Source organism: Lacrimispora sp. BS-2 (assembly GCF_040207125.1).
Classification (GTDB): Bacteria; Bacillota; Clostridia; order Lachnospirales; family Lachnospiraceae; genus Lacrimispora.
In genome coordinates this window covers 1074792-1099741 of the sequence record NZ_CP157940.1, presented here as the reverse complement: position 1 = coordinate 1099741, position 24950 = coordinate 1074792, and the positions used below count along the sequence as shown (strand labels likewise).

26 protein-coding genes are annotated in these 24950 nt (G+C 45.8%); 8 read left to right on the top strand and 18 right to left on the bottom strand.

From position 1 onward, the window contains the following. Window positions 1-6 precede the first annotated feature (6 nt). From ABFV83_RS05200 to coaBC, 7 genes are all read right to left on the bottom strand, one after another. A complete protein-coding gene (locus ABFV83_RS05200) occupies window positions 7-672 on the bottom strand; it encodes a methionine ABC transporter permease (protein ID WP_349947875.1) in 666 nt (221 codons plus the stop codon). Continuing rightward, window positions 662-1705, bottom strand: a complete 1044-nt coding sequence (locus ABFV83_RS05195; protein ID WP_349947874.1) for an ATP-binding cassette domain-containing protein — start codon at window positions 1703-1705, stop codon at window positions 662-664. Before ABFV83_RS05195 ends, ABFV83_RS05200 begins: the two co-directional genes overlap by 11 nt. A 414-nt stretch (window positions 1706-2119) precedes the next feature. Next, window positions 2120-3523 (bottom strand): dipeptidase PepV, encoded by a 1404-nt coding sequence (gene pepV, locus ABFV83_RS05190; protein WP_349947873.1) that lies wholly within the window; start codon window positions 3521-3523, stop codon window positions 2120-2122. Between the two features lie 19 nt (window positions 3524-3542). After that, window positions 3543-3995, bottom strand: coding sequence for a GatB/YqeY domain-containing protein (locus ABFV83_RS05185; protein ID WP_054738715.1), 453 nt, complete (start codon window positions 3993-3995; stop codon window positions 3543-3545). Window positions 3996-4052: 57 nt separating this feature from the next. Further along, a complete protein-coding gene (locus ABFV83_RS05180; RefSeq protein WP_349947872.1) occupies window positions 4053-5642 on the bottom strand; it encodes a peptide chain release factor 3 in 1590 nt (529 codons plus the stop codon). A 165-nt stretch (window positions 5643-5807) separates the two neighbouring features. After that, window positions 5808-6623 (bottom strand): alpha/beta hydrolase, encoded by an 816-nt coding sequence (locus ABFV83_RS05175; protein ID WP_349947871.1) that lies wholly within the window; start codon window positions 6621-6623, stop codon window positions 5808-5810. Window positions 6624-6628: 5 nt separating this feature from the next. Further along, window positions 6629-7837, bottom strand: a complete 1209-nt coding sequence (gene coaBC / locus ABFV83_RS05170; RefSeq protein WP_349947870.1) for a bifunctional phosphopantothenoylcysteine decarboxylase/phosphopantothenate--cysteine ligase CoaBC — start codon at window positions 7835-7837, stop codon at window positions 6629-6631. Window positions 7838-7921: 84 nt separating this feature from the next. Here coaBC and ABFV83_RS05165 point away from each other — a divergent pair, with 84 nt between their 5' ends. Both ABFV83_RS05165 and sigG read left to right on the top strand, forming a co-directional pair. Next, the gene (locus ABFV83_RS05165) at window positions 7922-8692 is read left to right on the top strand and encodes a type III pantothenate kinase (RefSeq protein ID WP_349947869.1); all 771 of its coding nucleotides are present in this window, start codon (window positions 7922-7924) and stop codon (window positions 8690-8692) included. A 108-nt stretch (window positions 8693-8800) separates the two neighbouring features. After that, window positions 8801-9577, top strand: coding sequence for an RNA polymerase sporulation sigma factor SigG (sigG, locus tag ABFV83_RS05160; RefSeq protein ID WP_349947868.1), 777 nt, complete (start codon window positions 8801-8803; stop codon window positions 9575-9577). A 150-nt stretch (window positions 9578-9727) separates the two neighbouring features. Here sigG and fsa read toward each other — a convergent pair whose 3' ends face one another. The 9 genes from fsa to ulaG all read right to left on the bottom strand — a co-directional run bounded on the left by fsa (window position 9728) and on the right by ulaG (window position 17410). Beyond that, on the bottom strand, window positions 9728-10381 hold the full coding sequence (fsa, locus tag ABFV83_RS05155) for a fructose-6-phosphate aldolase (protein ID WP_349947867.1): 654 nt from the start codon (window positions 10379-10381) through the stop codon (window positions 9728-9730). A 38-nt stretch (window positions 10382-10419) separates the two neighbouring features. Further along, window positions 10420-11115, bottom strand: coding sequence for an L-ribulose-5-phosphate 4-epimerase (locus tag ABFV83_RS05150; RefSeq protein ID WP_349947866.1), 696 nt, complete (start codon window positions 11113-11115; stop codon window positions 10420-10422). Window positions 11116-11204: 89 nt separating this feature from the next. After that, window positions 11205-12254 carry a hypothetical protein gene (locus tag ABFV83_RS05145; protein WP_349947865.1) on the bottom strand — a complete coding sequence of 350 codons (1050 nt, stop codon included), beginning with the start codon at window positions 12252-12254 and terminating at the stop codon, window positions 11205-11207. A 15-nt stretch (window positions 12255-12269) separates the two neighbouring features. Beyond that, window positions 12270-13112, bottom strand: a complete 843-nt coding sequence (locus tag ABFV83_RS05140) for an L-ribulose-5-phosphate 3-epimerase (protein ID WP_349947864.1) — start codon at window positions 13110-13112, stop codon at window positions 12270-12272. Beyond that, on the bottom strand, window positions 13113-13883 hold the full coding sequence (locus tag ABFV83_RS05135) for a DeoR/GlpR family DNA-binding transcription regulator (protein WP_349947863.1): 771 nt from the start codon (window positions 13881-13883) through the stop codon (window positions 13113-13115). It lies immediately after the preceding gene. A gap of 103 nt (window positions 13884-13986) precedes the next feature. After that, on the bottom strand, window positions 13987-14298 hold the full coding sequence (locus ABFV83_RS05130) for a PTS sugar transporter subunit IIB (protein ID WP_349947862.1): 312 nt from the start codon (window positions 14296-14298) through the stop codon (window positions 13987-13989). Between the two features lie 24 nt (window positions 14299-14322). Continuing rightward, the gene (locus ABFV83_RS05125; protein WP_349947861.1) at window positions 14323-15813 is read right to left on the bottom strand and encodes a PTS ascorbate transporter subunit IIC; all 1491 of its coding nucleotides are present in this window, start codon (window positions 15811-15813) and stop codon (window positions 14323-14325) included. Between the two features lie 18 nt (window positions 15814-15831). Continuing rightward, entirely contained in the window at window positions 15832-16287 is a 456-nt protein-coding gene (locus tag ABFV83_RS05120) for a PTS sugar transporter subunit IIA (protein WP_349947860.1), read from the bottom strand. A 19-nt stretch (window positions 16288-16306) separates the two neighbouring features. Next, a complete protein-coding gene (gene ulaG / locus ABFV83_RS05115) occupies window positions 16307-17410 on the bottom strand; it encodes an L-ascorbate 6-phosphate lactonase (RefSeq protein ID WP_349947859.1) in 1104 nt (367 codons plus the stop codon). Between the two features lie 512 nt (window positions 17411-17922). Between ulaG and ABFV83_RS05110 the strand changes: the two genes are divergently transcribed. The 6 genes from ABFV83_RS05110 to sufU are packed head-to-tail and all read left to right on the top strand — an operon-like array spanning window position 17923 to window position 23323. Beyond that, a complete protein-coding gene (locus ABFV83_RS05110) occupies window positions 17923-18417 on the top strand; it encodes a MarR family transcriptional regulator (RefSeq protein WP_349947858.1) in 495 nt (164 codons plus the stop codon). Between the two features lie 3 nt (window positions 18418-18420). Then, a complete protein-coding gene (sufC, locus tag ABFV83_RS05105) occupies window positions 18421-19173 on the top strand; it encodes a Fe-S cluster assembly ATPase SufC (protein WP_349947857.1) in 753 nt (250 codons plus the stop codon). Further along, complete coding sequence (sufB, locus tag ABFV83_RS05100) at window positions 19173-20579, top strand: Fe-S cluster assembly protein SufB (RefSeq protein ID WP_349948866.1); 1407 nt, start codon at window positions 19173-19175, stop codon at window positions 20577-20579. Before sufC ends, sufB begins: the two co-directional genes overlap by 1 nt. 12 nt (window positions 20580-20591) lie before the next feature. Then, entirely contained in the window at window positions 20592-21677 is a 1086-nt protein-coding gene (gene sufD, locus ABFV83_RS05095) for a Fe-S cluster assembly protein SufD (RefSeq protein WP_349947856.1), read from the top strand. Continuing rightward, entirely contained in the window at window positions 21667-22899 is a 1233-nt protein-coding gene (locus ABFV83_RS05090; RefSeq protein WP_349947855.1) for a cysteine desulfurase, read from the top strand. The genes sufD and ABFV83_RS05090 overlap by 11 nt, the downstream gene beginning before the upstream one ends. Further along, complete coding sequence (gene sufU, locus ABFV83_RS05085; RefSeq protein WP_349947854.1) at window positions 22886-23323, top strand: Fe-S cluster assembly sulfur transfer protein SufU; 438 nt, start codon at window positions 22886-22888, stop codon at window positions 23321-23323. The genes ABFV83_RS05090 and sufU overlap by 14 nt, the downstream gene beginning before the upstream one ends. Window positions 23324-23520: 197 nt before the next feature. On the opposite strand, the gene ABFV83_RS05080 is transcribed toward sufU, so the two are convergent. Together ABFV83_RS05080 and ABFV83_RS05075 are read right to left on the bottom strand one after the other, a co-directional pair. Continuing rightward, window positions 23521-24390 (bottom strand): DUF3298 domain-containing protein, encoded by an 870-nt coding sequence (locus ABFV83_RS05080; RefSeq protein ID WP_349947853.1) that lies wholly within the window; start codon window positions 24388-24390, stop codon window positions 23521-23523. Window positions 24391-24410: 20 nt separating this feature from the next. Continuing rightward, window positions 24411-24890: a sigma-70 family RNA polymerase sigma factor gene (locus ABFV83_RS05075; protein ID WP_349947852.1), complete on the bottom strand. Its 480-nt coding sequence runs from the start codon at window positions 24888-24890 to the stop codon at window positions 24411-24413. Between the last annotated feature and the right edge of the window lie 60 nt (window positions 24891-24950).

The window sequence follows — 24950 nt, the reverse complement described above, 5'->3', positions numbered from 1 at the left end:
CAGTTACTATTTAATTCTCTTGTCGCTCACTCTGGATAATTTCATTCCCGCTTCCTGGATAACCTGAACAATGATAACAAGAATAGCTACGGTAATGAACATCATCTCCGTCTGGTAACGATAATATCCGTATTTAATTGCAATATCTCCAAGTCCGCCTCCGCCTACAAAGCCTGACATGGCTGAATAGGCCAGTATGGTGGTGATACATAGGGTTGCTCCCACTAATAGGGAAGGCTTTGCCTCCGGAAGAAGTACCTTCCAAATGATTTGAAAGGTGGAGGAACCCATGGATTTTGCCGCTTCGATCACACCTGGATCTACTTCTTTAAAGGAGGCTTCCACGACTCTTGCTACATAGGGTGCGGAAGCTATTACCAAAGGCGGGATTACAGCCGTTGCTCCCAGGGTAGTGCCTACAATAGCCTTTGTAATAGGAAGGACCATAATAAGTAAGATGATAAACGGCACGGAACGGAGCAGGTTTACAACAAGCCCCAGTATCCGCTGAAACCAGGGGATGGGGTAAATCCCGTCTTTATCCGTAACGACCAGTATAATGCCCAAGGGGATTCCAATCAGGTATGAAAAAAAGGATGAGGCAAATGTCATGTACAAGCTTTCCCATATGCCTGTTTTAAGCATCTGTAAAACGGTTGCATCAAAGATCATAATCCTTCACCTCCTCATGAGTGATTCCCGCTGTCTTTAAATAATTAAGAATCCTGTTTTGATCCACTTCCTCTTCCGGAAGCTGGATGACCATCTGTCCCATAGCGGTCCCGTTAATATCCCTGGTCTCTGCATGCATAATATTTACCGGAACCTTACAGGCCAATATCATATTGGAAAGTACCGGTTCAAAGGAAGACCGTCCGTCAAAGGAAATCCGGACCCTTCTGGAACCGCCGAAACAGCTAACCCGTTCCGCCGCTTCCCCTAAAATAAGCTGCCTGCCGATCTTCGACTTTGGCTCAGAGAATATTTCCGTAACGCTTCCCACCTCTGCAATGTGGCTTTGGTCAATGATCGCAACCCGGTCGCAAATAGCTTCTATTACTGACATCTCATGGGTGATAACAACTACGGTAACCCCCATGGACTTGTTAATATCCTTTAAAAGTCCAAGTATGGATTTTGTGGTATTAGGATCCAAAGCGCTTGTAGCCTCATCGCAAAGGAGAACCTTTGGATTGGTTGCAAGGGCTCTTGCAATAGCGACTCTTTGCTTCTGTCCTCCTGACAGCTGGGCCGGATAAGCCTTGGCCCGGTCCTTTAAGCCAACGATTTCCAAAAGCTCCATGGCTCTTTTTAAGCCTTCCTTTTTGGGGACCTTGGCAATTTCCAGAGGAAAGCAGACATTTTGTAAGATGTTTCTTTGGGCCAGCAGGTTGAACTGCTGAAAAATCATGCCCATAGACTGTCTGGCCAGTCTCTGCTCCTTTGGCCGCATGGCGGTCAGGCTCTTGTTTTCAAAAAGTACATCTCCGGATGTTGGTATTTCAAGATAATTGATACAGCGGACCAAAGTACTTTTTCCGGCTCCGCTTAAACCGATAATTCCAAATATCTCCCCCTGTTCAATGGACAGGTTGATATCGTCCAGGGCCTTAATCGGACCGTTAGCGGTACGAAACTCTTTTCCAAGTCCCACCAGCTGGATAATAGGTTCTGCTGACTGCATATATCCATTTCCTTTCTTCATTCCTGCCCATCTTTCTGGGCATAAAGGTATACCCGCAGGGTATTTCTTTTGATTCCCGCCCCTCTCTCGGGGCATAAAGGGATGTTTCTTTAAGGTACAAAAAGGCCGCAAGCCCTGCACAGACTTGCGACCTCAAAATTTCCGCGTTTTGCTGCTCTCAGCGAATTCCAATCACAATCCATACAAATGAAATGATTATCGTATTTTTATGCACTCTGATACACGACACATCATCATACACATGCCGCTCATCTGGTTCATATTCATCTGCATGGCTTTCCACTGGTTCATGGCAGCTACTCCTCCCTCTGATTCCTATAGGCAAACTAGGAATTCCTTTATGAGGCGTATTTTACGCTCTCTTCCTGTTTTTGTCAATACTAATTTTAAAATTTGAAACAAAAACCCCGATTTTTATGAACACAAATCCACAATCACCTGGGCGAATATTTTCGCGCTTACAGTCAGTTCCTCAATGACTGCGTACTCATCAGCCCCATGCATCCGGTTATCTGTCCCTGGCATGGAAGCGCCGAAGGCAACGCCGTTCTTTAATGCATGAACATAGGTACCGCCGCCCATGGATACACACTCTCCCTTACGGCCTGTATAGCTTTCATAAGCACTCAGCAGGGTCTTTACAAATTCAGAATTTCCATCTACATGATGAGGAGGCTTCATGGAATCATTGTGAAGGGTAAAGCCCTTTTCCGCCATGTTCCTTCTTACTACCTCCAGGACATTTTCCTCTGTGGCACAGACCGGGCACCGGCTGTCAAAGGTTCCCTCCAGACCGGATTCCGTTATCTTTAAAAGGCTGAATGCCAATGTCAGACTGCCGGAAAGCTCATCTTTCATTGCAATTCCCAAAGCCTCTCCTGAAGTATCCCCGTGAGGAATCAGCTCCAAAAGGCGGCGGATCATGGTCATCTGCCCACACTCTGCCAGAGGAAGCTCTGTTAAGTATAAAAGGAGTCCGGTCAGGGCATTATTTCCTTCCTCAGGGAGAGAGGCATGAGCGCTTTCACCGATAGCGGTAATGGTTGCTGTATCCTCATCCATTTTCAGTTCAAAACGGATTCCCGTCCTTTTTTCACACTCTGCTGCTGCATGTTCAAGAGCTTCTGCATCAATGCCTGCCACAACTGCACTGGCCTTTCCAGGTACCACGTTTACCTTGGTTCCTGCCTCTAAGCCCACCAGCTTTGGAAGCCGGCCGGATGCCGTCCATTCTGCAGTGAAATGGCCGTTTAAACCGCCCTTTTCCGTATTCACAACCGGAAAGGAGCCGTCAGGAGAAAAGGTCATTGGAGCTTCCTTTTCTATGGCATAATAGTGCTCAATGTCCGAACTTCCGCACTCCTCGTCAGTTCCAAGGATCAGCCGTACATTTTTCTTAAGGGGAATATTCAGTTCTTTTACTGCTCTCATGGCATAAAGCGCCGCAACAGCCGGGCCCTTATCATCTGATGTTCCCCTGCCAAATAATTTATCTCCCTTTACTACCGGCTCAAAGGGCTCTGTCTCCTTCCAGCCTTCCCCTGCCGGCACCACATCCAGATGAGCCAGGATATCAAGCTGGTGCTCCTTATGATTTAAGTCTGCCGTCCCAACATAATTATCATAATTGGTAATGGAAAAACCATAGGATTCTGCCATAGCCAGAGCTTCGTTCAAAGCATCAAACGCTCCCGGCCCGTAGGGCATCCCTTCCCTGTAGGGCATCTTTTCGCTGTTAATGCGGCACAGGGTACAGATGTCTTCTATCATTTCCTGTTTATGTGACTCTATATATTCTTCTATTTCTTTCCTATACATGATCCACACCCCTTTTTTCTTATTTCATCATGGATGCCAATGCTTCATTTACCGCCTTGCCGTCCGCTTTTCCTTTCACCTTGGGCATCAGGACCTTCATGATCCTTCCCTTATCCGCTCCAGTGGGTGCTTCAATTCCAAGTTCCGCAAGAACAGAACGGATGATCTCCTTAATCTGCTCCTCTCCCATATCCTCCGGAGCAAATTCCTTATAAACGGAAATGCGAAACGCAGCTTCTTCCCTGATGTCTGTCCTGTCTTCAGGCGCCAGATCATGAGTTTCCTGAGTCTGCTTAATTTCCTTCTTTACTACCGCATTGGCCTCGTCCTCTGTAATGGGAGTGTGATCCTTTTTATCGATTTCAAAATTCTTAAGCGCAGAAAGAAGCATGGATAAGGAATCTTTTCTCTGTTTGTCCTTTGCCTTCATCGCCTCTACCATGGCTGCCCTTACTTCATCAATTTTACTCATTGTCTGCTGCCTCCTTATATTTTATTCTTATTAAACCGTTACCGGCTTCCCGGCATCCTAGTTGCGGCCGAATTCAGAAAGCTTTAGTCCCGGATTGCGATCCAATACCATGCCAACGCTCCAGCTGTTGACAAATAAAAGAAGCGGATTGTCTTTTAAATCTTTGATCCGTTTCATATCGGACGTGCCCTGAATCTTAGCCACATCAATTTCATCCCTGTTCTCGATCCAGCGGATATATTCATATGGAAGCTTCTCAAGTCTTACTTCCACATTGTACTCATTTTCCAGACGATAGGTCAACACCTCAAACTGCAGTTCTCCCACAACTCCCACAATGATCTCTTCCATTCCGGTATTAAACTCCTGGAATATCTGAATGGCGCCTTCTTGTGCGATCTGGTTTACGCCTTTGATGAACTGCTTTCTTTTCATGGTGTCCATCTGCCGCACTCTTGCGAAATGCTCCGGCGCAAAGGTGGGGATTCCCTCATATTCAAATTTTTCATTTGATTTGCAAAGGGTGTCTCCAATGGAAAAAATACCCGGATCAAAAACTCCGATAATATCGCCTGCATAGGCCTCTTCCACGATCTTCCTGTCCTGGGCCATGATCTGTTGCGGCTGTGACAGACGCAGTTTTTTTCCGCCCTGCACGTGATTGACTTCCATGCCTGCATTGAACTTGCCGGATACGATCCGCATAAATGCAATACGGTCTCTGTGGGCTTTATTCATGTTAGCCTGTATTTTGAATACAAAAGCGGAAAAATCTTCTTCAAAAGGATCCACAACTCCTGTTGTTGTCAGTCTTGGCAGAGGAGAGGTGGTCATCTGAAGAAAATGCTGTAAAAATGTCTCCACCCCAAAGTTTGTAAGAGCTGAACCGAAAAATACGGGAGATAAATTTCCCCTTCCGACCCGTTCCATATCCAACTCATCACTGGCACCGTCAAGAAGCTCGATATCCTCCATAAGCTGCTGGTGATAGCTTTCTCCGATAAGCCCATCCACCTGGGCATCTCCCAGCTGGACTTCTGTTGCCTCTACTTCCTTCTGGCCGTTTGCCGTAGCCCGGAATGTGGTTATGGTTTCTTTAAAGCGGTCATAAACCCCTTTAAATTCCTTTCCGCAGCCAATGGGCCAGTTGACCGGACAGGTTCTGATCCCAAGGACTTCCTCGATCTCATCCATCAGCTCAAAGGGATCCCTTGCTTCCCGGTCCATCTTATTCACAAATGTAAAAATGGGGATATGACGCATAACGCAGACTTTAAACAGCTTGATGGTCTGAGCCTCCACACCTTTGGAACCGTCAATGACCATGACAGCGGAATCGGCCGCCATAAGGGTACGATAGGTATCCTCAGAGAAATCCTGGTGGCCTGGTGTATCCAGAATGTTGATGCAGAACCCGTCGTAATTAAACTGTAAAACAGAGGAGGTGACGGAAATTCCTCTCTCCTTTTCTATCTCCATCCAGTCGGAAACAGCATGCTTGGCACCCTTTCTTCCTTTTACGGTTCCGGCCAGATTGATGGCACCTCCATAAAGCAGAAATTTCTCGGTCAAAGTAGTTTTTCCCGCATCCGGATGGGAAATAATGGCAAATGTTCTTCTCTTTTTAATTTCTTCCGCTATATTCACAAAAATAGTTCCTCCAAAATTTACGTCTAGATCTTGTCTATTGTAGTATGATTCTAATCACAAGTCAAGATTCTTTCTTTCATAGTCAAGCGGATATTTGCAATCCACGGCCCCACTCACCACTTGATGCTTTTCGCATTTGAAGCGGGGACTTACTTGATTGGGTTAAAAATTAGAAAGCCAGGTTTTTGCAAGGGAAATCCAGCTCTGGCAGGAGGGTTCTATGAGGGACTCATTAGTACCTGCGGTTTCCTCGTTGGCAAGTGATAAGCCATGGCCTCCCGCAGGATAAACATGAAGTTCAAAATTCACTCCATGTCTTTTCATGGCAGCAGCCAGGAGCAGGCTGTTTTCAAGAGGAACGGTGTTGTCGGTATACGTATGCCATAGAAAGGTCTTCGGTGTCTTCTCCGTTACAAAGTTTTCTAAAGATACTGCCGCTGTTTCCTCCGTTGTCGCATGTTCTCCCAAAAGGCTTAAAATAGAACCGGCATGCTTAAATTCTCCGCTTGTGATCACAGGATAATTTAAAATCAGTCCATCGGGACGGATCTCCTCAGGAGTCCGTTTTATGGCTTCCCAGACAAAATCCCTTTCCCAGAAAACCCCAAGGCAGCAGGCCAAATGACCTGCGGCAGAAAAACCGCATACAATGATTTTATTGGGATCAACCTTCCACTCTGCCCCGTGTTCCCGGATGAAAGCCACCGCCTCCCCAAGCTCTCTTAGTGAGGTTGGAAAGCGATTGGGGTCCACGCTGTAATCCAAAATAAAACTGTGGCAGCCCATGGACATAAACTGCAGGGCTATTGGTTCACTCTCCCTGTCCGACTTACGGCTGTATCCGCCTCCGGGAAGTACAATAACAGCAGGGCGGAGCATATCCGGATTTACGCTTATGCTGTCCAGTAAATAACCGGTCAGGCATACAGGACCGGTCAACTGCCCTGGTACAATAATTTGTCTTTTCTCAATTCTCATAATGCCTACTCCTTCTTCCCATCATTCTGAAGGGTAAATATCTCATCCAGAATGCGGTGCGCTACTTCATCCTTTGTCATAGTCTCTAGCGGCAGTTCTTTTTCCCTTGTTATGATGGTGACTACGTTGGTATCTGTTCCAAAACCGGCTCCGGCCACTTTTAAGTTGTTGGCAACAATCATGTCGATTTTCTTTTTATCAAGCTTTACCCTTGAATTTTCCAGCATGTTCTGGGTTTCCATGGAAAAGCCGCAGAGAAACTGTCCCTTTTTCCGGTGTTCTCCCAGCCATTTAAGGATATCGTCCGTCCGTTCCAGTTCTATAACCATTTCTCCCTCTTTTTTCTTTGTTTTTTCCGTTCCTACGTGTTTTGGACGGTAATCCGCCACAGCAGCGGCCTTAATGACAGCATCCTGATCTCCTGCTTTCTCCGTAACCGCATCAAACATTTCCTTTGCGCTGTCAACTTCTATGAGGCGTACAAACCGGGGCTTTGGCACAGCCGTTCTTCCGCTCACAAGCGTCACATCCGCTCCACGGAGAGAAGCCGCCTTTGCCACAGCATAGCCCATTTTCCCTGTGGAATGGTTGGTGATAAACCGGACCGGATCAATGGCTTCCCTGGTGGGACCGGCCGTAACCAGAATTTTCTTTCCTGCCAGGTCCTTTTCAAAACAGACTTCTCTTTCAATGAAATCAAAAAGCACTTCAGGATCCGGCATCTTTCCTGCCCCGGTATCTCCGCAGGCCAGATATCCGTAATCAGGCTTAATTACTTCCATGCCATAGGATTCACAAACCATTAGATTATCCTGAACGATTGGATTTTCATACATATTGGTATTCATGGCAGGAGAAATGATCTTCCTGCATCTGCATGCCAGAACAGTGGTTGTCAGCATATCATCCGCTATCCCATGGGCCAGCTTTGCGATCACATTGGCACTGGCCGGAGCGATCATTACAACATCAGCAAGCTTTGCCAGGGATACATGCTCCACGTTAAAGGAAAAATTCCGGTCAAAAGTATCCACCAGACATTTATTGCCTGTCAATGTTTCAAACGTAATGGGATTAATAAAATTTGTGGCATTTTGGGTCATTAATACATGTACCTTGCAGCCCTTTTTTACCAGCATGCTGGCAAGCCCGGCGATCTTATAAGCTGCTATGCTTCCTGTTACTCCCAAAATGATATTTTTTCCTTTCAGCATAAGTGCCTCCCGTTGTTTTTCATCTTAAAATATGATACTCTACAGTATAGCACAAGAAAAAAAAGTTGGAAAGGAGTTCCCTTTATGATTTTGGCCATTGATATAGGAAACAGTAATATTGTCATAGGCGGCATCGACAATACCGGAATCTACTTTGTAGAACGAGTTACCACCAACCAGGGGAAAACCGAGCTGGAGTATGCGGTTAATATAAAAGATATTATGGAAATTCACAACCTGCCTCTCTCTTCTATAGAAGGGGCGATCCTGTCTTCTGTTGTTCCTCCTCTTACGGAAGTGGTCCTGTGTGCCGTTAAAAAAATAACAGGAAAAACACCTATGGTAGTTGGCTCCGGAATGAAGACCGGATTGAACATTAAAATGGACAACCCTAAGACCGTTGGAAGCGACTTGATCGTTGATGCGGTTGCTGCTTTAAAGGAATATCCGGCTCCCATCATTGTGATTGATATGGGAACTGCCACCACCATGTCCGTCATTGACCAGGAGGGAAACTACTCCGGCGGCATTATCTTTCCAGGCTTAAGAGTATCCCTGGATTCTTTAAGCAGCCGGGCAGCGCAGCTTCCATATATCGGATTAAACAAACCCACCAGGGTAATCGGCAAAAATACCATTGACTGTATGAAAAACGGAATCCTTTACGGCAACGCCGCCATGATCGATGGTGTCATCGACCGAATGGAGGAAGAACTTGGTACTTCTGCCAGTCTTGTGGCAACCGGAGGTCTGGCTTCCTCCGTCGTCCCGCTTTGCCGTCATAAAATTCATTATGACGACGTTCTGCTATTAAAGGGACTGCTGATTCTCTATGAAAAAAATAAGCAGGATTAATAATGCCCTAAAAACTGGAAATTAATTTTGATCCGGCTATCGTATAAAAGCCCTCGATTGAGTACATCATTTCTTTATGAGAATAATGAATGATGCGGAGGGAAAGATATGTCTGGATACAAAGTAGAGATTTGTGGTGTCAATACTTCCAAGCTTCCTCTTCTTAGCAACGAAGAGAAGGAAGTTCTGTTCAAACGGATTCTTGATGGAGATAAAAAGGCCAGAGAAGATTACATTAAGGGAAACTTAAGACTGGTTCTCAGTGTCATACAACGTTTTTCCGGCAGCAACGAAAACGTAGACGACTTATTTCAGATTGGCTGCATCGGTTTAATCAAAGCCATTGATAATTTCGATATTACGCAGAACGTCCGGTTCTCCACCTATGCGGTGCCCATGATTCTGGGCGAAGTACGGCGTTATCTTCGGGATAATAATTCCATCCGCGTCAGCCGGTCCCTGCGTGATACCGCTTATAAGGCAATTTATGCCAAAGAAAATTTAATGAAGAAGAACTTAAAGGAACCGACCCTTATGGAGATCGCCAATGAAATTGGAGTCAGCAAAGAGGACATCACCTATGCCCTGGATGCCATTCAAAGCCCGGTCAGCCTTTATGAGCCGGTCTATTCCGACGGCGGTGATCCCCTCTTTGTCATGGACCAGATCAGTGACAAAAAAAACCTGGAGGAAAACTGGGTGGAGGATATCTCCTTAAATGAGGCCATGAGACGCCTTCCCGAAAGGGAACGCCACATCATTGACATGCGTTTTTTTGAAGGAAAGACCCAGACCGAAGTAGCGGAAGAAATCCATATCAGCCAGGCACAGGTAAGCCGTCTGGAAAAAAATGCGTTAAAGACCATGAAAAATTACCTTTCTTAGACACCGGCAAGCCATCAGGCGAAACGGACTTTCTTATAAAATACAAGCCCACCTTTCCGTCCAGGAAGGCAGGCTTTTACATAATAACACCATATTAAAAAGACTAATTCATCTCATAAGCCCCATCAATTCTTAACATCCCTGATGCTTTTACTCCCCAAATACCTTACGGTAATCCTCCTGGAATTTTTCAATCCCCTGGTCTGTTAAAGGGTGTTTTGTCATCTGTAGGATGACGCTGTAAGGAACCGTTGCAATGTCTGCCCCTGCTTTTGCGCAGTCAGTGACATGAATGGGATTGCGCACACTGGCTGCAATAATCTGAGCCTTAATATCGTGCATCTGAAAGATATCCATAATTTCTTCGATCAAATGAATTCCCGGCATGGAAATATCATCAAGACGCCCTAAAAACGGAGAAACATAAGAAGCTCCTGCCCTGGCTGCCAAAAGAGCCTGGGCGGCTGAAAATACAAGAGTTACATTTGTCTTAATCCCCTCAGAAGACAGCACCTTTGTGGCTTTCAGCCCTTCCACAGTCATTGGTATCTTAACCACCATGTTGGGATGAATGGCAGCAATCTCCCTGCCTTCCTTTATCATGCTTTCTGCATCGGTGGTGGTTGCTTTTACTTCACCGCTGATGGGCCCGTCCACAATCCCGGTGATCTCTTTGATCACTTCATTAAAATCCCTTCCTTCTTTTGCAATCAGGGAAGGATTGGTGGTCACTCCGCAGATCACTCCCATGTCATTGGCCTTCCTGATCTCTTCAACATTTGCTGTGTCTAAAAAAAATCTCATTTCTCATTCCTCCTAGAATTTTCAGAACGCTCACCATGCTATCCATTTTTTTGACCATAATAAGCATTGGCTCCATGCTTTCTTAAATAATGCTTATCCTGCAGCTCTTTAGGTGCAGGAGCAACCTCCGTATTGATCTGTTCACACCGGAGAGCCATCTTGGCTACCTCTTCCAGAACCACTGCGTTATACACGGCCTCCTTAGCATCTTTTCCCCAGGTAAAAGGACCATGATTTTTGCAAAGGCAGGCTGGTACCGCCATATATTCTTTCTCCTTAAAATAGTCCGCGATCAGAAGTCCTGTATTTTTCTCATACCCTTCTTCAATCTCTTCCTTTGTCAGGCAGCGCAGGCAGGGAATTTCTCCGTACATGTAATCCGCATGGGTAGTTCCATAGCAGGGAATCCCCCGTCCGGACTGGGCCCAGCTGGTTGCCCAGGAAGAATGGGTGTGCACGATGCCGCCGATCTTTGGGAATGCCTTATAAAGTTCCAGATGGGTAGGGGTATCAGAAGAAGGGTTATACCTTCCTTCCACCTTTCTGCCTTCCATATCCATAACCACCATATCTTCCGGCTTAAGCTCGCTATAATCCACGCCGCTGGGTTTAATGACAAACATGCCCTTTTCACGGTCAATGGCGCTGACATTGCCCCAGGTAAAGGTGACAAGCCCGTACCTGGGAAGTTCCATATTGGCTTCGTAAACAAGCTGCTTTAAGGCTTCTAACATGTTTTACCTCCTATGGTATCATGTGCAAAAAAGCACATGATCAACATTCGTCGCTGGCTATAAGAGCAAGCTCATAAGCTCACTTGCACTCATGGCATAAGTGTATACATGGCAATTTCATCAATCCCATGGTTGGTGGATATGATGATGTCCTTCCCATCTTTTGTATACTTGTATACGTTAGCAGGACCGCAATCCCGGTCAATGATCTGTACCTCATAAGAACCCTGTTCCGGATTATAGGTAAAGGCTAAAAGATTGCGTTCTCCCTTCCGGTGCCCGATTACCAGGGCCGGTCTGCCGCAAAGCATTCCACCGAAAATGGCATGGTTGAACTCAGCCGTCTTATCATTCACATAGACCTCTTTGTATTCCCCGTCTGTTTTTTTCCAAATACTGATTTTATCTCCGTGAAATGGGGAAATAATGGCTAATTCCTTTTCTCCATCCTCATCAAAATCCACCAGCACCGCATCACTGGCCGCCTCTTTTATCAGCCGGCAAATCTCCCACTCTCCGGCTGGGTTTTCCGGCGGGATAAATTGGTATACACCGCTGTCACAGGATATGATACTGGCCTGGAGACCACCGTCGTCCACCTTATAATAGCCATGGTTTTTCAGCATATCATCCTTAATCACTTTCAGCTGGATCTGATTCTCTTCGTTAAATACGCTTAAATCCTCAGGCAGAACCGCCCCGTATACCTTTCCCGGGGAAGACCAGTCATCTTTAAACTCATGGCCTGATTTTAAGGTACATGCAATCAAATAGTTGGTACCGTTCCGTTCCACAATATGAAACCTGTGGACAAAGGGCAGCTCCACCAAAGTCCGTACCTCCCAGCCCTTCTCTTCATCAGGAGTCACTATGACAATTTTTGCTTCTTTGGAATCATTGGGAGAATAGAATTTTTGAGTTGCCAGAAATTGTCCGTCAGAACCGGGAACCTGAACCATGGTCATCACGCCGCCAGGCTCTGTCCAAATGGTGTCTTCTAAATTGCCTTCTGTGTCAAATAGCAGGCAGCGGTCGACTTTTTCCGCCGCAACCAGGATGTGATCGGTTCCCTTGTAACGAAGCGGGGCTATGGAATAGCACTTCGTCAGATTCCCCATCACCTTTTTTTCAATCTTCATTATGTTTTACCCCTTTCATTCCTGTTCCCTCAATATTTCCGACATTTTAAGATTTGCCGTAACCAGATCTTCTTTCCAGGAGGGGTTCCCAGTATACCAGAATTCCGCCACATATTTCCTTACTCCAAGCTTCCAGGCTGTCTCAATGGCCTTTTTAAAGTCCACATGGCCCTCTCCATAAGGAACCTCACGGAATATGCCTGGTTTCGTCTCTTTTAAATGCATAGCAGCCAACCGCCCGCTTCCAAGCTTTAAATCCTCTAATACATCGGTTCCATAGGTGAACGCAGCGTTTGTTATGTTCCCTATATCGGGATAAACATTTAAGTAGACAGAAGAAACCTGCTTCACGTATTCCATGGCTTTTTCCACCGTATTCATGAATCCGGTCTCCATGGTTTCAAATCCAAGTACCACACCGGCTGATGCGGCCATTTCAGCAGCCTTTTTTAAGTTGTCGATAAAATACTGCCTGGTTTCATCATCGGATTCTTCATAGTACACATCATACCCGGCCAGCTGGATAATCCGGATTCCCAGATCCGACGCCAGTTCTATGGCCTTTTTCATGATTTCCATGCTTTTTTCCTTGATTGCCGGGTCATGGCTTCCCAGGGGATACTTCCGGTGTCCGCTTAAACACATGGTACCTATAGGAATGCCAACGGTCTTTGTCAATTCCAGCAGCTCCAGCCGTTCCTGTGAAGTCATTTCAAGACGTCCCAGCTTTTCCTCTGTTTCATCTATACTCATTTCCAGGAAATCAAAACCGGCGTTCTTTGCAGCTTCCAGCTTTTCTTTCCAGCTTAATTCAGCCGGCATTGACTTTTCATACAACCCAAGGGTATAGGTTTTCATTTAAAAACCTCCTTTTTTCACCTGGTGGATCTGCACTCCAGCCTTCCTGAATTCTTTTAAAATCTCTTCAGGCGCTTTTTCATCAGTAATCAAATGCTGAACTTTACCTATGCTGCAGCTTGAAAAGCTGCTGTTCTTTCCTATTTTTGTATGGTCGGCCAGGATGTACAGTTCGGATCTTGTGTGTTCGATCATTAATTCGTTTAAGCATACCTCGTTCATGATCTCGGTGGTCATTCCGGACATAACGGAAATGCCGGAACACCCCATAAATGCCTTTTTGGCATATATGTTCTGAAGATTCCTTACCGCAAGATCCCCCACCATAGCTTCTTTGGGATAGCGAAGCTCGCCGCCGGTGAGAATGATATTTACTCCGGACCCATGTTCACTGCTAATCGCTTTTCCATTGTTGGTTATGACTGTGACGTTCCTGCTCTTGATGTATTCCAGTATCTGCAGGGCAGTACTGCTGGTGTTAATAAACAACGTGTCATTATCTTCTACCAACGTTGCAGCATAGCTGGCAATCAGCCGTCTGTAAAGTAATATTTCATTTGCTTCCGCAGGGCCTTTTTCAATGGGAAGGGCACCGCCATGACAGCGCTTTAAAAGCTTCCTGTCTTCCAGATACTGTAAATCTCTCCGGGCTGTTATGACAGAAGTCCCGCATTGCTCTGCCAAACTGTTCACGGACACTTTGGGACTGTTTCTTACAATATCTAATATACGCTCTCTTCTTTCCTCCACAAGGGCATATTCTCTTTTCATCGGCTCACCTGCACTTTTATCAATATTTGATCACTGCCTGGATCCACAGTTTATTAGATACTGTCTGCCGGATAAAAACAATCCGGCAGACGAAAATTACTTATTAACCTTCCTGAATGATTCCCTGCTCTTTTAACTTGGTTTCAATCTCAGGAGCAGACATCACATTCTTAAGTCCAACCACCTTAATGCCTTTTTTCTCGGCATCTGCAAACATATCCTTAAAGTTCTGTGCGCAAATCACCACATCATACTGGGGCGCTGACCCTTTTCCTTCTGAAAGGGCGCAATGATGAACCTTTGACGGTTTGATATTAAATTTCTTCAGCACCTTCTCCAAAGTCATCTGTGCCATCAGGCTTGAGCCTGCCCCATTTGCGCAACATACCAAAAAGCTTAAATTTTTACCAGCCATGACCATAACCCTCCTTAATCACATTTATTCCTTGTCTGCCTTTAATTCTTTATACGCTTCATAATCCTCTGTCATAAGGAAATAACCCTTTTTATCTTTCCAGTACTGGATCTGCGGAATAGCAAGCAGTGCAACCAGTACAATTCCAATACCAATGTAGCTTAAATATTTCATGATAACGGTAAATACCGGCCATATGACCGCCCAGTCCCACATTCCCAGGTATCCGCCATAGGCTGCCATGCCTACCCAGCCTGCAATTAAGGCAGAACCGAATACCTGGCATAAGCCGGATACGAAGGGAAGGATCAGAGCAGCTTTAAATCCGCCCTTTTCATTTGCAAAAACACCGATGGTAGCATTATCAAAGAATACAGGAACGAATCCGCATATTACGAGCACCGGACTCTTTAACAGAATCAGGGCCACAATGGCCAGAATCTGTCCGGCAAAACCAGCTAAGAATCCCAGAGTCACGGCATTGGCCGCACCAAAACCAAAGATTACGGCACAGTCCACTCCCGGGACAGAGCCAGGAAGAATTCTGTCTGCAATTCCCTGGAAAGAAGCTGTCAGCTCCGCCACAAAGGTACGTACACCTAATTGCAGAATTGCCAGGTACACTGCAAAATATAAGCAGGTTTGAAGGACATAGAAAAACATGCTGGCTCCCTCTTTCATAAACTGTCCTTCAATCAGGTAATCCCTGCCAAGGATACAGAGGATCGCTCCGAAAAAGATAACCATTAAGATGGAAGTACATACCATATTGTCGTTAAAAATGGACATAAAGCCAGGCAGTTCAATATCTTCAATCTTTTTAATTTCTTTCCCACTGTTTTTCTTGTTTTCTTTTCCAAACAGCCTGCCTGCAAGATAGTAGCTGATTGCAACGCCGAACATCTGCTGATGGGCCAGACAAAAACCGGCTCCATCCGTAACCTCCTGGCATGGCTTGATTGTCAGGTTAGAACCTACTGCCCAGTAAGCTCCTAAAAGAAGAGCCATTACCACAAGCATGGCAACTCTTGCATTTAACAGGAATGGACAGGCAAACATGATCAGCCAGTATGCTGTGGCAGCCTGCTGGACCTGAACATTACCGGTGGTAAACAGCGCCCGAAGCTTGGTGTATTTTGAAAAACGGACAAGAAGAATGTTGACGATAAATGCAATGAACAACAGGATCATCGCATCGCCAAAGCCTTTTCCAAACACTTCCCCTACGCCTGCTGTTACAGCATTCTGGCCAAAATAAGGGTCAATTACCATGGCATCCATCTGGAACCTGTCCTTTAAGCCTACCAATACCGGCCGGAAATTGTTGACCAGTCCGCCGGAACCAACCATTAAGATCAGATAGCCCACGATCGCTTTTAAAGTTCCTGCAAGTATATCATACCACGGTTTTCTCAGTAAGATGTAGCCAATCATAACGATCAGACCAATCATAAACGCCGGCTGCTGTAATACGTTTGTGGCAAAAAAAGTCCATACCTTCATTAAAATATCCATTGTATTCTCCCCTTTTTCTTAATCCAAATATCGTTCCTGAATCCGCAGCAAATCCTCTGAATTTTTGGCTTTTTTCAGTTCAGCAAGTACTTCCTCATTGCTAAGCAGCTCCGATAACCGGGTCATATTATCCAGATGCTGATCCGGATTGCAGGAGGCCAGCGTAAAGAAAAGCTGTGCATCCTTTTCCGGGTCATCCGCATCAAAGCTGACCGGCTTATCCAGTTTCATAAAGGCGATACTGGTCTTGTGTACGCCTTCTGCTCCCTCCTGGGAATGTGGCATGGCTATGTCCGGTAAAATAATGATATAAGGGCCGTATTTTTTAATACAGGCAATGATTTCTTCCTTATAATTTCCTTCTACCGTCCCATCCTCCTCCAGGCATTCACAGCTCATCCGGACCGCATCCTCCCAATCCTTTGCTTCTCTGGCAAATTTATAATGTTTCTTCTCCACAAAATCTCTCAGCATGTTTTCTCCTTTTTCCTGATTACAAAAGTGAACGGAACGGAATATTCTGAGGTGCTTCAAAGCAATCCTCAAAGCCTCTTTCATGGTGATAAGCCAGCTTGTCCTTATCTCTGGGATAAACGTATTTTCCGCCTACTTCCCAGAAAAACGGATGAAACTTATAATCCAGCCGATCCTTCTTCATATGATATAGTACCCTGATTTCATTCACATCCGCCATGAAATTGGTCCAAACATCATAATGAATAGGGATTACCACCTTACATCTTAAGGCCTCAGCCATGCGGAGGATATCGCAGGAAGTCATCTTATCAGCCATTCCCACCGGATTTTCTCCATAAGAACCAAAAGCCACATCAATGTCATGATCCTTTCCATGCTTTGCAAAATAAATGGAGTAATGGGAATCGCCGCTGTGGTAAATATTTCCGCCAGGAGTTTTGATCAGATAATTTACCGCCTTTTCATCCATATCCATAGGACACGTTCCTGTCAGCTCCTCCCGGTCCGGGCCGGTGGAATCCGTTGTTACAAGACAGGTCCTGTCAAAGGAATCCAGTGCCACAATTTCAATGTCCTTTATCCTGATGCTGTCTCCGGGCACTACCGTAATGCAGCGGTCTGCCGGAACACCCCATTTCTGCCACAGCTCAACGGATTTCTTAGGACCGATAAAAGGAACCGGTATTTCTTTTCCATTCTCATCCACTGTTGTTATGTTGCTTTGGATCACATGGGCTGCATATTCCGCACTCATATGATCCTGGTGGTAATGGGTTGCCAGAACCGCGTCTACATGTTTAACGGCAAACGGATCGAGTACAAAAGGAACTGCCCTTAAATTAGGCTGCATCTTTCTTCCGCCGCACATATTTGCCATCTGATGGCCCACAGCCATTTTTCCGTTACCATGAGTACGCTTTCCGTTGCCGCACCACAAATCCACAGTAATATTGCAGCCGCCCGGTGTCTTAAACCACATACCTGTACAGCCCAGCCACCACATAGCCACTGTTCCAGGTTCCACTGTCTCATTTTCAATCTCTTCATTCAGCCAGGTTCCCCATTCAGGAAACGTACTCATGATCCAGCTTTCCCTTGTGATTTCTTCCACTTTGCTCATCCAAACATCCTCCCTTGCTTTTTATGATCGTTTTATGATCGATTATGTTCATTTTCTCTTTACAACTAGATAATATCATTACATTACAAGTTTTTCAAGAGCGTTAAATGACCGTTTATGTATTATATGTTCGTTTTAAATATTTTGTGCATTTTATATATTTTTACACTATTTATTTATGCATATTTTTCATTTATATAAAACTTATTATCTCTTAAAATACATTTTCCACAAGATTACACATTTTTAAATCCGCATATAATCATTTCCGTGTAGCTTCATCACTTTGTATTATGATTATATAATCGAAGCTGCAGCCAAGGCATTGTAACTATTTGGTTTAACAAAGAACAATAAAGAGATGCACATCCCCTCGCCCATCAGATAAGAATCCGCCAATATTCTTTAGTAGCTAAAGTATATTGACAGCAGATTCTTTAGGTGCTATACTAAATTCGCAATTAAAACCAAAATCAGCCATTGTTTCGTAAAATATTGGAGGGAAAAAGAACATGGAATGTAAATTAATTGGTAACTTATTTGAAGTTATAGCTATGATCACGGATGAGCAGAGAATCCCTCAAATATATAGCGAGTCTAATTTGCTTTATCACGCAGAACTGAACCTGATTGACACGATTTATGACCATCCCCATGCAAATGCACGTATGTTATCGGAAATTATGGGCGTTACGCAAGGCGCAATTACTCAGATGACGGTAAAACTGACAGAAAAGAAACTGATTGAAGGATATAAAATGCCCGGGAATAAGAAAGAAAAATATTACAGGCTTACAGCGGAGGGGAAGCAGGCAAGGCTGAAACATCAGGAATACCATAGTGAAGCCAACCAAAAGCTGTGTCAATATTTCTGTTCTCTCAGCGATGCCAGCGCAAAGGTTATTCTGGATTTTTTTGAAAAAGTAAAGGAATGTATGCCTATCAGTGAGTTTGCCTGTCAATCAGGCGGCAGCTGCGGAAGAGCTATGGAAAGGAAGGAGGAATAAGACATGCTTACTATTTCTAAATTAAGGGCTTGTGCAGGTGATAACGAAATCCTCAAGGGAGTAGATTTAACAATAAATCCAGGAGAGACCCATGTGATCATGGGACCAAACGGCGCAGGAAAGTCTACGCTGGCGAGTGTCATCATGGGACATCCGGACTATACGGTGACGGGAGGCAGCATCGCATTTGAAGGAAAAGACATCACCTATACCAAAACAGATGAAAGAGCGAGAAACGGCATCTTTATGACATTTCAAAATCCTGAGGAAGTAGACGGGATCACTGTGGAAAGCTTTCTGCGCACGGCCCGGTATGCGGTTACCGGTAACAACGAGCGGGCCTGGGACTTCCACAAGGAATTAAAAGAGCTTATGGCGCGTCTGGATTTTGACGAAAGTTACGCCACAAGGTATTTAAACGTCGGGTTTTCAGGCGGGGAAAAGAAGAAACATGAAATATTGCAGATGCTGGCGCTTCACCCAAAGCTGGCTATTTTGGATGAAACCGATTCAGGCCTGGATGTTGACGCCGTCAAAACGGTATCTGAGGGTGTACGAGGCTATAAAAATGAAGAAAACGCACTGCTGATCATCACCCATAGCACGAAAATTTTAGAAAATATCAATGTTGATATGGTACACATTTTGATTGACGGGCAGATTATCAAAACCGGAGATGAATCGCTGATTGATGAGGTGAATCGCTGCGGCTTCACTTCTCTCTCACCTGCCAAAGCGATCGAGGAGGTGACATGATGGAACGTAAAAAAACACAGGTTGAGGAAATCAACCGTGACGCCTATGACATTGCAAACCCGGAAAACGCCGCGTACAAGGTAGATAAAGGGCTGACTGCGGAAATCGTTACCGATATTTCCACCGAAAAAAACGAACCGGGCTGGATGTTAGAACACCGGTTACAATCCCTTGCCGTTTATGAACGGCTTCCTCTTCCAAATTGGGGACCGAGCCTTCACGAATTGGATATGAACCATATCGTCACCTATGTCCGCCCAAATATGGCGATGACGGATAATTGGAACGAGGTTCCCGAAGAAATCAAGCAGACATTTGACCGGCTGGGTATCCCTGAAGCGGAAAAACTGGCGCTCTCCGGCGTGGGAGCACAATATGATTCTGAGGTCGTTTATCACAGCATTAAAGAAGAGATGCGCCAGCAGGGCGTGATTTACACCGATATGGATACCGCGCTCCATGAGTATGAGGATATCGTAAAAAAACACTTTATGAAACTTCTTCCTGCCACTGCACATAAATTCGCGGCGCTTCACGGAGCGGTCTGGTCAGGCGGATCCTTTGTCTATGTGCCAAAAGATGTGGAGGTCCATATGCCGCTGCAATCCTATTTCCGGCTTAATGCGCCGGGAGCCGGGCAGTTTGAACATACTCTGATTATTCTGGAGGAAGGCGCGCGGCTTCATTTCATTGAGGGTTGTTCCGCGCCGCGGTATAACGCTCTGAATCTGCACGCTGGCTGTGTGGAACTTTATGTGGGTGAGAACGCGACGCTTCGGTATTCTACCATTGAAAACTGGTCGAGAAATATGATGAACCTCAATTCAAAGTGCGCGGCAGTGGAAAAAAACGGTGCAATCGAGTGGGTGTCCGGCACATTTGGCTCCCACATCACCATGCTGTATCCCAGCAGTATTTTGCGGGGAGACGGGGCCAGAAGTGAGTTTACGGGGATCACCTTTGCCGCCGCGGGGCAGGAGCTGGATACTGGCACGAAAGTGATTCACGCCGCTCCGAATACTTCATCCACGGTATCGTCAAAATCCATCTCCAAAAGCGGCGGGAAGGCCATCTACCGCAGCGCTGTTACTGTCTTGCCCGAAGCAAAAAACAGCAAGTCCAGCGTAAGCTGCGAATCCCTCATGCTGGACCGGGAGAGCCGCTCCGACACAATTCCTGTGATGGATATACGCAATGACGAAGTGGATATCGGGCACGAAGCAAAGATCGGGCGAATCAGCGAAGAAACTGTTTTTTACCTGATGACACGGGGAATTGGCGAAAATGAAGCTAAGGCGCTGATTGTCCGTGGTTTCGTGGAACCCATAACAAAGGAGCTTCCTTTGGAATACGCCGTGGAAATGAACAGGCTGGTGGCTCTTGAATTTGAGGGCGGCATCGGTTAGAAGGAGGTTGGCATGAATACTACCCTAGAAAAGCTTAACAGGCTGCAGCTTCCAACATGGAGCATGCTTAAAATAAACGATACAGCCGTAACGATAGATCTTGACGGAATGCCCGCATATGGCGGGAATCCACTGCAAAAGGAATATTCAGGGATTCAGTTCAGCCTTGAACCCGCATTGGAGGTAACGGAAACTTCTCCCGTCATCCTTCGGGATATCCGGGAATACGCGGCGGCGCTTTGCAATTACCGCCTGCATATTACGATCCCGGCAGGGTTTACAGCAAAAGAGCCGGTTGTGCTGGACTTTCATCTAGGCGCGGGCAGCGCTCTGCTGTCGGATCAGCTGTTCATCAGCGCGGAAGCCGGAAGCAGCGCAACAGTGGTTTTGCGGTATGCATCGGACGAGGACGCAAACTGTTTCCATTGTGGATACACAAAGCTTCATGCGAAAGCAGACGCAAATATCAGACTGGTAAAAGCGCAACGATTGGCTGAGAATCATACAGGTGTTGACGCGACAGAGATAAACGTTGATACAGGGGCAGCCGCACATGTGATCCTGATTGAAGCAGGATCACAAAAATCCGTTTCCAGCTGCAGCATACAGCTTGCAGGAAACGGCGCGTCCGCTGATTTGGACGGCGCTTACGCTGTCAACCGGGAAAGGGAGCTTGATTTTAATTACCGCATTGAATACAAGGCGGAAAACACCCAGGGTAATATAAACGTCCGGGGCGTGCTGCTGGACAAGGCGCGCAAAGTGGCAAAAAGTACCCTTGATTTTCTTCCAGGCGCGGCAGGAGCAAAAGGACGGGAAGAAGAAAGCGTACTGGTGCTTGGCTCTGATGCGGTCAACCGTTCCGCACCGCTGCTCTTGTGCGGCGAGGATGATGTGGAAGGACAGCACGCCACCACCACCGGAAAACTCGACGAAAACAAGCTCTTTTACTTAATGAGCCGCGGGGTAAGAAAAAGTGAGGCGCGGAAACTGATTGCGCTGGCGTCATTCAATTCTGTTTTGGAAAAAATAGAGCCAGACAGCCTTCAGGAAGAAATTTCCTCATTTATTCAGGAGGTGCTGGGCGATGCGGACTAACTACGCAGATGATTTTCCACTGCTTAAAAACAGCGCAGAAAACGGAAAAAGATTGGTTTATCTCGATAATGCGGCTACCACCCAAAAGCCTGCGCAGGTGATTGAAGCCGTGAGAAACTATTACGAACAGTACAACGCCAACCCCCACCGCGGGGCATATCCCTTAAGCGAGAAAGCAACGGAAGCTTATGAAACCGCGCGGGAAAAGGTTGCAGGCTTTATAGGTGCGGGAAGTCCGGAGGAAATCGTGTTTACGAAAGGAACCACCGAATCCCTCAATCTTATAGCGGGTTCTTATGGCATGGATAACCTCCAGGAAGGCGATGAAATTTTGATCTCCATTGCGGAACATCACAGCAATTTAATCCCGTGGCAGACCGTGGCAAAAGCAAAAGGCGCTAAGCTTAAATATCTTTACACGGATGCAAACGGGAAGCTGACGACGGAAGAAATTGCCGCAAAAATAACCGCACGGACCAGGATCGTTGCTGTCGCGCAGGTTTCCAACGTATTGGGGATCATTAATCCGATTGTAGAAATCGTCAAAAAGGCGCATGAGGCCGGCGCAGTTGTCGTACTGGACGCGGCACAGGGCATTCCCCATATGCCAGTCGGCGTGCAAGCACTGGATGTGGATTTTCTGGCATTTTCGGGCCATAAGCTGTATGCTCCCATGGGCATTGGCGTATTGTACGCGAAAAAAGAGCATTTGATCAACATGCGCCCATTGCTGTTGGGCGGCGGGATGGTGGACGATGTGAGCGAACAGACCACCACTTACACGGAAGGCCCCGCTAAATTCGAAGGCGGCACGCAAAATGTGGAAGGTGCGGTCGGCCTGCACGCAGCAATTGATTATCTGGAAAATATCGGTTATGAGCAGATTGGGCGGGTTGAAAATGAGCTGACTGAGTATGCACTTGCACGGCTTCATTCCGTTCCGCATGTTACCATTTACGGTCAGGAAAACGGCCATGACCGCACGGGTGTCATTTCCTTTAATATTGACGGAGCACATCCTCATGATGTTTCTACAATCTTAAGCGCAGACGGCGTGGCGATACGTTCAGGGCATCATTGCGCTCATCCGCTTATGCGGCATATGGGCGTGAACGCTGCTTGCCGGGCCAGCTTATGTTTTTACAATACCAAAGACGATATAGACGTTTTGATTGAATCCATATGCAAGGTCAGGGAGGTGTTGAAACTTGGAGCTAAATGAGATTTATACAGAAATCATTACCGAACACAGCACTTCCACTAGAAACCGCCATCATCTGGAACAGGCCAGCGTTAGTCTGGCAGGGAAAAATCCCAGTTGCGGAGATGAAATAGAACTCGAATTGCTGATCGAGCACGGCCGGATCACGGACGCTTCCTTTACCGGCACAGGCTGTGCGATTTCTCAGGCATCAACCTCAATGATGATTGACTTGATAAAAGGAAAGTCTCTCTCCGAGGCAAAATGTCTTGCGGAATTGTTTACCGCGATGATACAGCGCAAAATAACAAATGACCAGGACCTAGAGCCCCTTGAAGAAGCCGCCGCATTAAAAAGTATTTCTAATCTGCCCGCACGGGTAAAATGTGCGGCTATGCCGTGGCACACTCTTGAAACAGCCGTATCGGAAAACGATACGCCGTAGTCTGCACGGCTCATCAGACTTAATGCGGAAGACGGGAACCATCCTTATGCGGGAGACGGCCTTCATGCCGGAGCTTCCGGCAGCAGGCAGACAAAGGGGATGCTGCTCAATGATAGGAAATCATAAAGATTTCGCGTCATTGTACAGCATCCCTATACTTAAGTCAAAATGTTTGGTACTGCAAGTTAAACTCCCGCTTAAAATCCGGTTACAGCTTTTGGTATGGTAAACTCCACTGCGCCCATGTATCCCGGCGCTACTGCATATTCGTCAAATACGATCACGATTTCTCCATTCTCATTAAAGTAATAGCTTTCATCCCCGGTGATCTGCTTGAATTCATCCACGTAATCATCACCCGTATTATAGAAGTATATCTTGGAGTCATCCGCGGCCATCTGTTCTTCCATCTGTTTTTTGATGTTATCACTGATCGCAGTAATGTAGTCGGCCTTATCTTTCATCAGATCCTTTAAAGACACCACATTTCCGGTTTCCTTATCAATGGTAAAGATCTTTACATACTCCGCTCCGCTGGCCATGACAACCGTTGTATTGATCCTCAGGGAAAGGTACTGATCATTGTCTGTCACAACATCATAGCTGGAAGTCACGGAATAGTGGCCGTCGCCTGCCTGGTCTTCTGCTACCTGTTTTTCATATTCTGCAATCAGCTGATTGGCATAATCTTCAATGGAACGGTTCACTTTGTAGTTATCCTTTTCATTGATGGATACCTTTGGAATATCTATTTTAGCCTCATAATTGTTATTGGCATCCTCAAAGGTACGGAATGTAACAACCTTTGCGATTGCACCTAAAACCGGGATTTCTTCCATTGCATTTGCGGTAACGGGACTGGCATTTGCCATAATTACAATTGCTGCCATTGCTGCTGCCGCTGTTATTCCTGTTCTTTTTGTCATTTTCATCATCTGTGTTCTCCTCTTTTCTGTTTTTGCTCTCTCAATTCCTGCCGCCACACCTGCACGGGCAGTCTCCGGCACAGGAATATTATGGTATCTGTTTTTCATCCTTATCAGTTCTTCCTTATCACTGTGTTCCATATTAACAGCTCCTTTCTATCCTAAGTAACCTCCGGTTCCAGCAAAATCTTCAGTTTCTTTAAGGCCCGGTAAAGCCTTGCTTTGACAGTGCTCACATTCATTTCCAGAATTTCAGCAATTTCTTCCAGTTTCCACTCCTCCATATATTTTAAAATCACGATTGTACGGTCCTTTTCCTCTAAGGAACTTAAAAGCTCCAGGGGATCATCCTCCTTATAGCTGTCTTCATGGGGAATCTCCACCTCATCAAAGCTCACGCTTTCCTTTTTCTGTTTCCTTAAAAAGTCAATGGAGGCATTAATGACAATCCGGTGGATCCAGGTCGAGAGATAGACTTCTTCTCTCATTTTCCTGCATTCCTTTATTACCCGGTATGCGCTTTCTTGAACGATATCCAACGCATCCTGTTCATTTTTTACATAACTGTACGCAAGCCGGTAATAGGATTCATAATTTTTAAGAAGGATCCGTTCTGCTTCTTCTTCAATCTTTTGTTTCATTTCTTCCTCCTCTCTGGGGTTCTATCTATTAGACGTATTATAACTCAAAAAAGTTTCATT

Coding starts and splice junctions, on each gene's coding strand:
- sufB (WP_349948866.1), top strand. CDS start 19,173: ATGGAACGTAAAAAAACACAGGTTGAGGAAATCAACCGTGACGCCTAT.
- pepV (WP_349947873.1), bottom strand. CDS start 3,523: ATGTATAGGAAAGAAATAGAAGAATATATAGAGTCACATAAACAGGAA.
- ABFV83_RS05125 (WP_349947861.1), bottom strand. CDS start 15,813: ATGGATATTTTAATGAAGGTATGGACTTTTTTTGCCACAAACGTATTA.
- fsa (WP_349947867.1), bottom strand. CDS start 10,381: ATGAGATTTTTTTTAGACACAGCAAATGTTGAAGAGATCAGGAAGGCC.
- ABFV83_RS05165 (WP_349947869.1), top strand. CDS start 7,922: ATGATTTTGGCCATTGATATAGGAAACAGTAATATTGTCATAGGCGGC.
- coaBC (WP_349947870.1), bottom strand. CDS start 7,837: ATGCTGAAAGGAAAAAATATCATTTTGGGAGTAACAGGAAGCATAGCA.
- ABFV83_RS05080 (WP_349947853.1), bottom strand. CDS start 24,390: ATGGAACACAGTGATAAGGAAGAACTGATAAGGATGAAAAACAGATAC.
- sufD (WP_349947856.1), top strand. CDS start 20,592: ATGAATACTACCCTAGAAAAGCTTAACAGGCTGCAGCTTCCAACATGG.
- ABFV83_RS05150 (WP_349947866.1), bottom strand. CDS start 11,115: ATGTTAGAAGCCTTAAAGCAGCTTGTTTACGAAGCCAATATGGAACTT.
- ABFV83_RS05090 (WP_349947855.1), top strand. CDS start 21,667: ATGCGGACTAACTACGCAGATGATTTTCCACTGCTTAAAAACAGCGCA.
- ABFV83_RS05185 (WP_054738715.1), bottom strand. CDS start 3,995: ATGAGTAAAATTGATGAAGTAAGGGCAGCCATGGTAGAGGCGATGAAG.
- ABFV83_RS05145 (WP_349947865.1), bottom strand. CDS start 12,254: ATGAAGATTGAAAAAAAGGTGATGGGGAATCTGACGAAGTGCTATTCC.
- ABFV83_RS05130 (WP_349947862.1), bottom strand. CDS start 14,298: ATGGCTGGTAAAAATTTAAGCTTTTTGGTATGTTGCGCAAATGGGGCA.
- ulaG (WP_349947859.1), bottom strand. CDS start 17,410: ATGAGCAAAGTGGAAGAAATCACAAGGGAAAGCTGGATCATGAGTACG.
- sigG (WP_349947868.1), top strand. CDS start 8,801: ATGTCTGGATACAAAGTAGAGATTTGTGGTGTCAATACTTCCAAGCTT.
- ABFV83_RS05110 (WP_349947858.1), top strand. CDS start 17,923: ATGGAATGTAAATTAATTGGTAACTTATTTGAAGTTATAGCTATGATC.
- ABFV83_RS05200 (WP_349947875.1), bottom strand. CDS start 672: ATGATCTTTGATGCAACCGTTTTACAGATGCTTAAAACAGGCATATGG.
- ABFV83_RS05195 (WP_349947874.1), bottom strand. CDS start 1,705: ATGAAGAAAGGAAATGGATATATGCAGTCAGCAGAACCTATTATCCAG.
- ABFV83_RS05075 (WP_349947852.1), bottom strand. CDS start 24,890: ATGAAACAAAAGATTGAAGAAGAAGCAGAACGGATCCTTCTTAAAAAT.
- sufC (WP_349947857.1), top strand. CDS start 18,421: ATGCTTACTATTTCTAAATTAAGGGCTTGTGCAGGTGATAACGAAATC.
- ABFV83_RS05175 (WP_349947871.1), bottom strand. CDS start 6,623: ATGAGAATTGAGAAAAGACAAATTATTGTACCAGGGCAGTTGACCGGT.
- ABFV83_RS05120 (WP_349947860.1), bottom strand. CDS start 16,287: ATGCTGAGAGATTTTGTGGAGAAGAAACATTATAAATTTGCCAGAGAA.
- ABFV83_RS05135 (WP_349947863.1), bottom strand. CDS start 13,883: ATGAAAAGAGAATATGCCCTTGTGGAGGAAAGAAGAGAGCGTATATTA.
- ABFV83_RS05140 (WP_349947864.1), bottom strand. CDS start 13,112: ATGAAAACCTATACCCTTGGGTTGTATGAAAAGTCAATGCCGGCTGAA.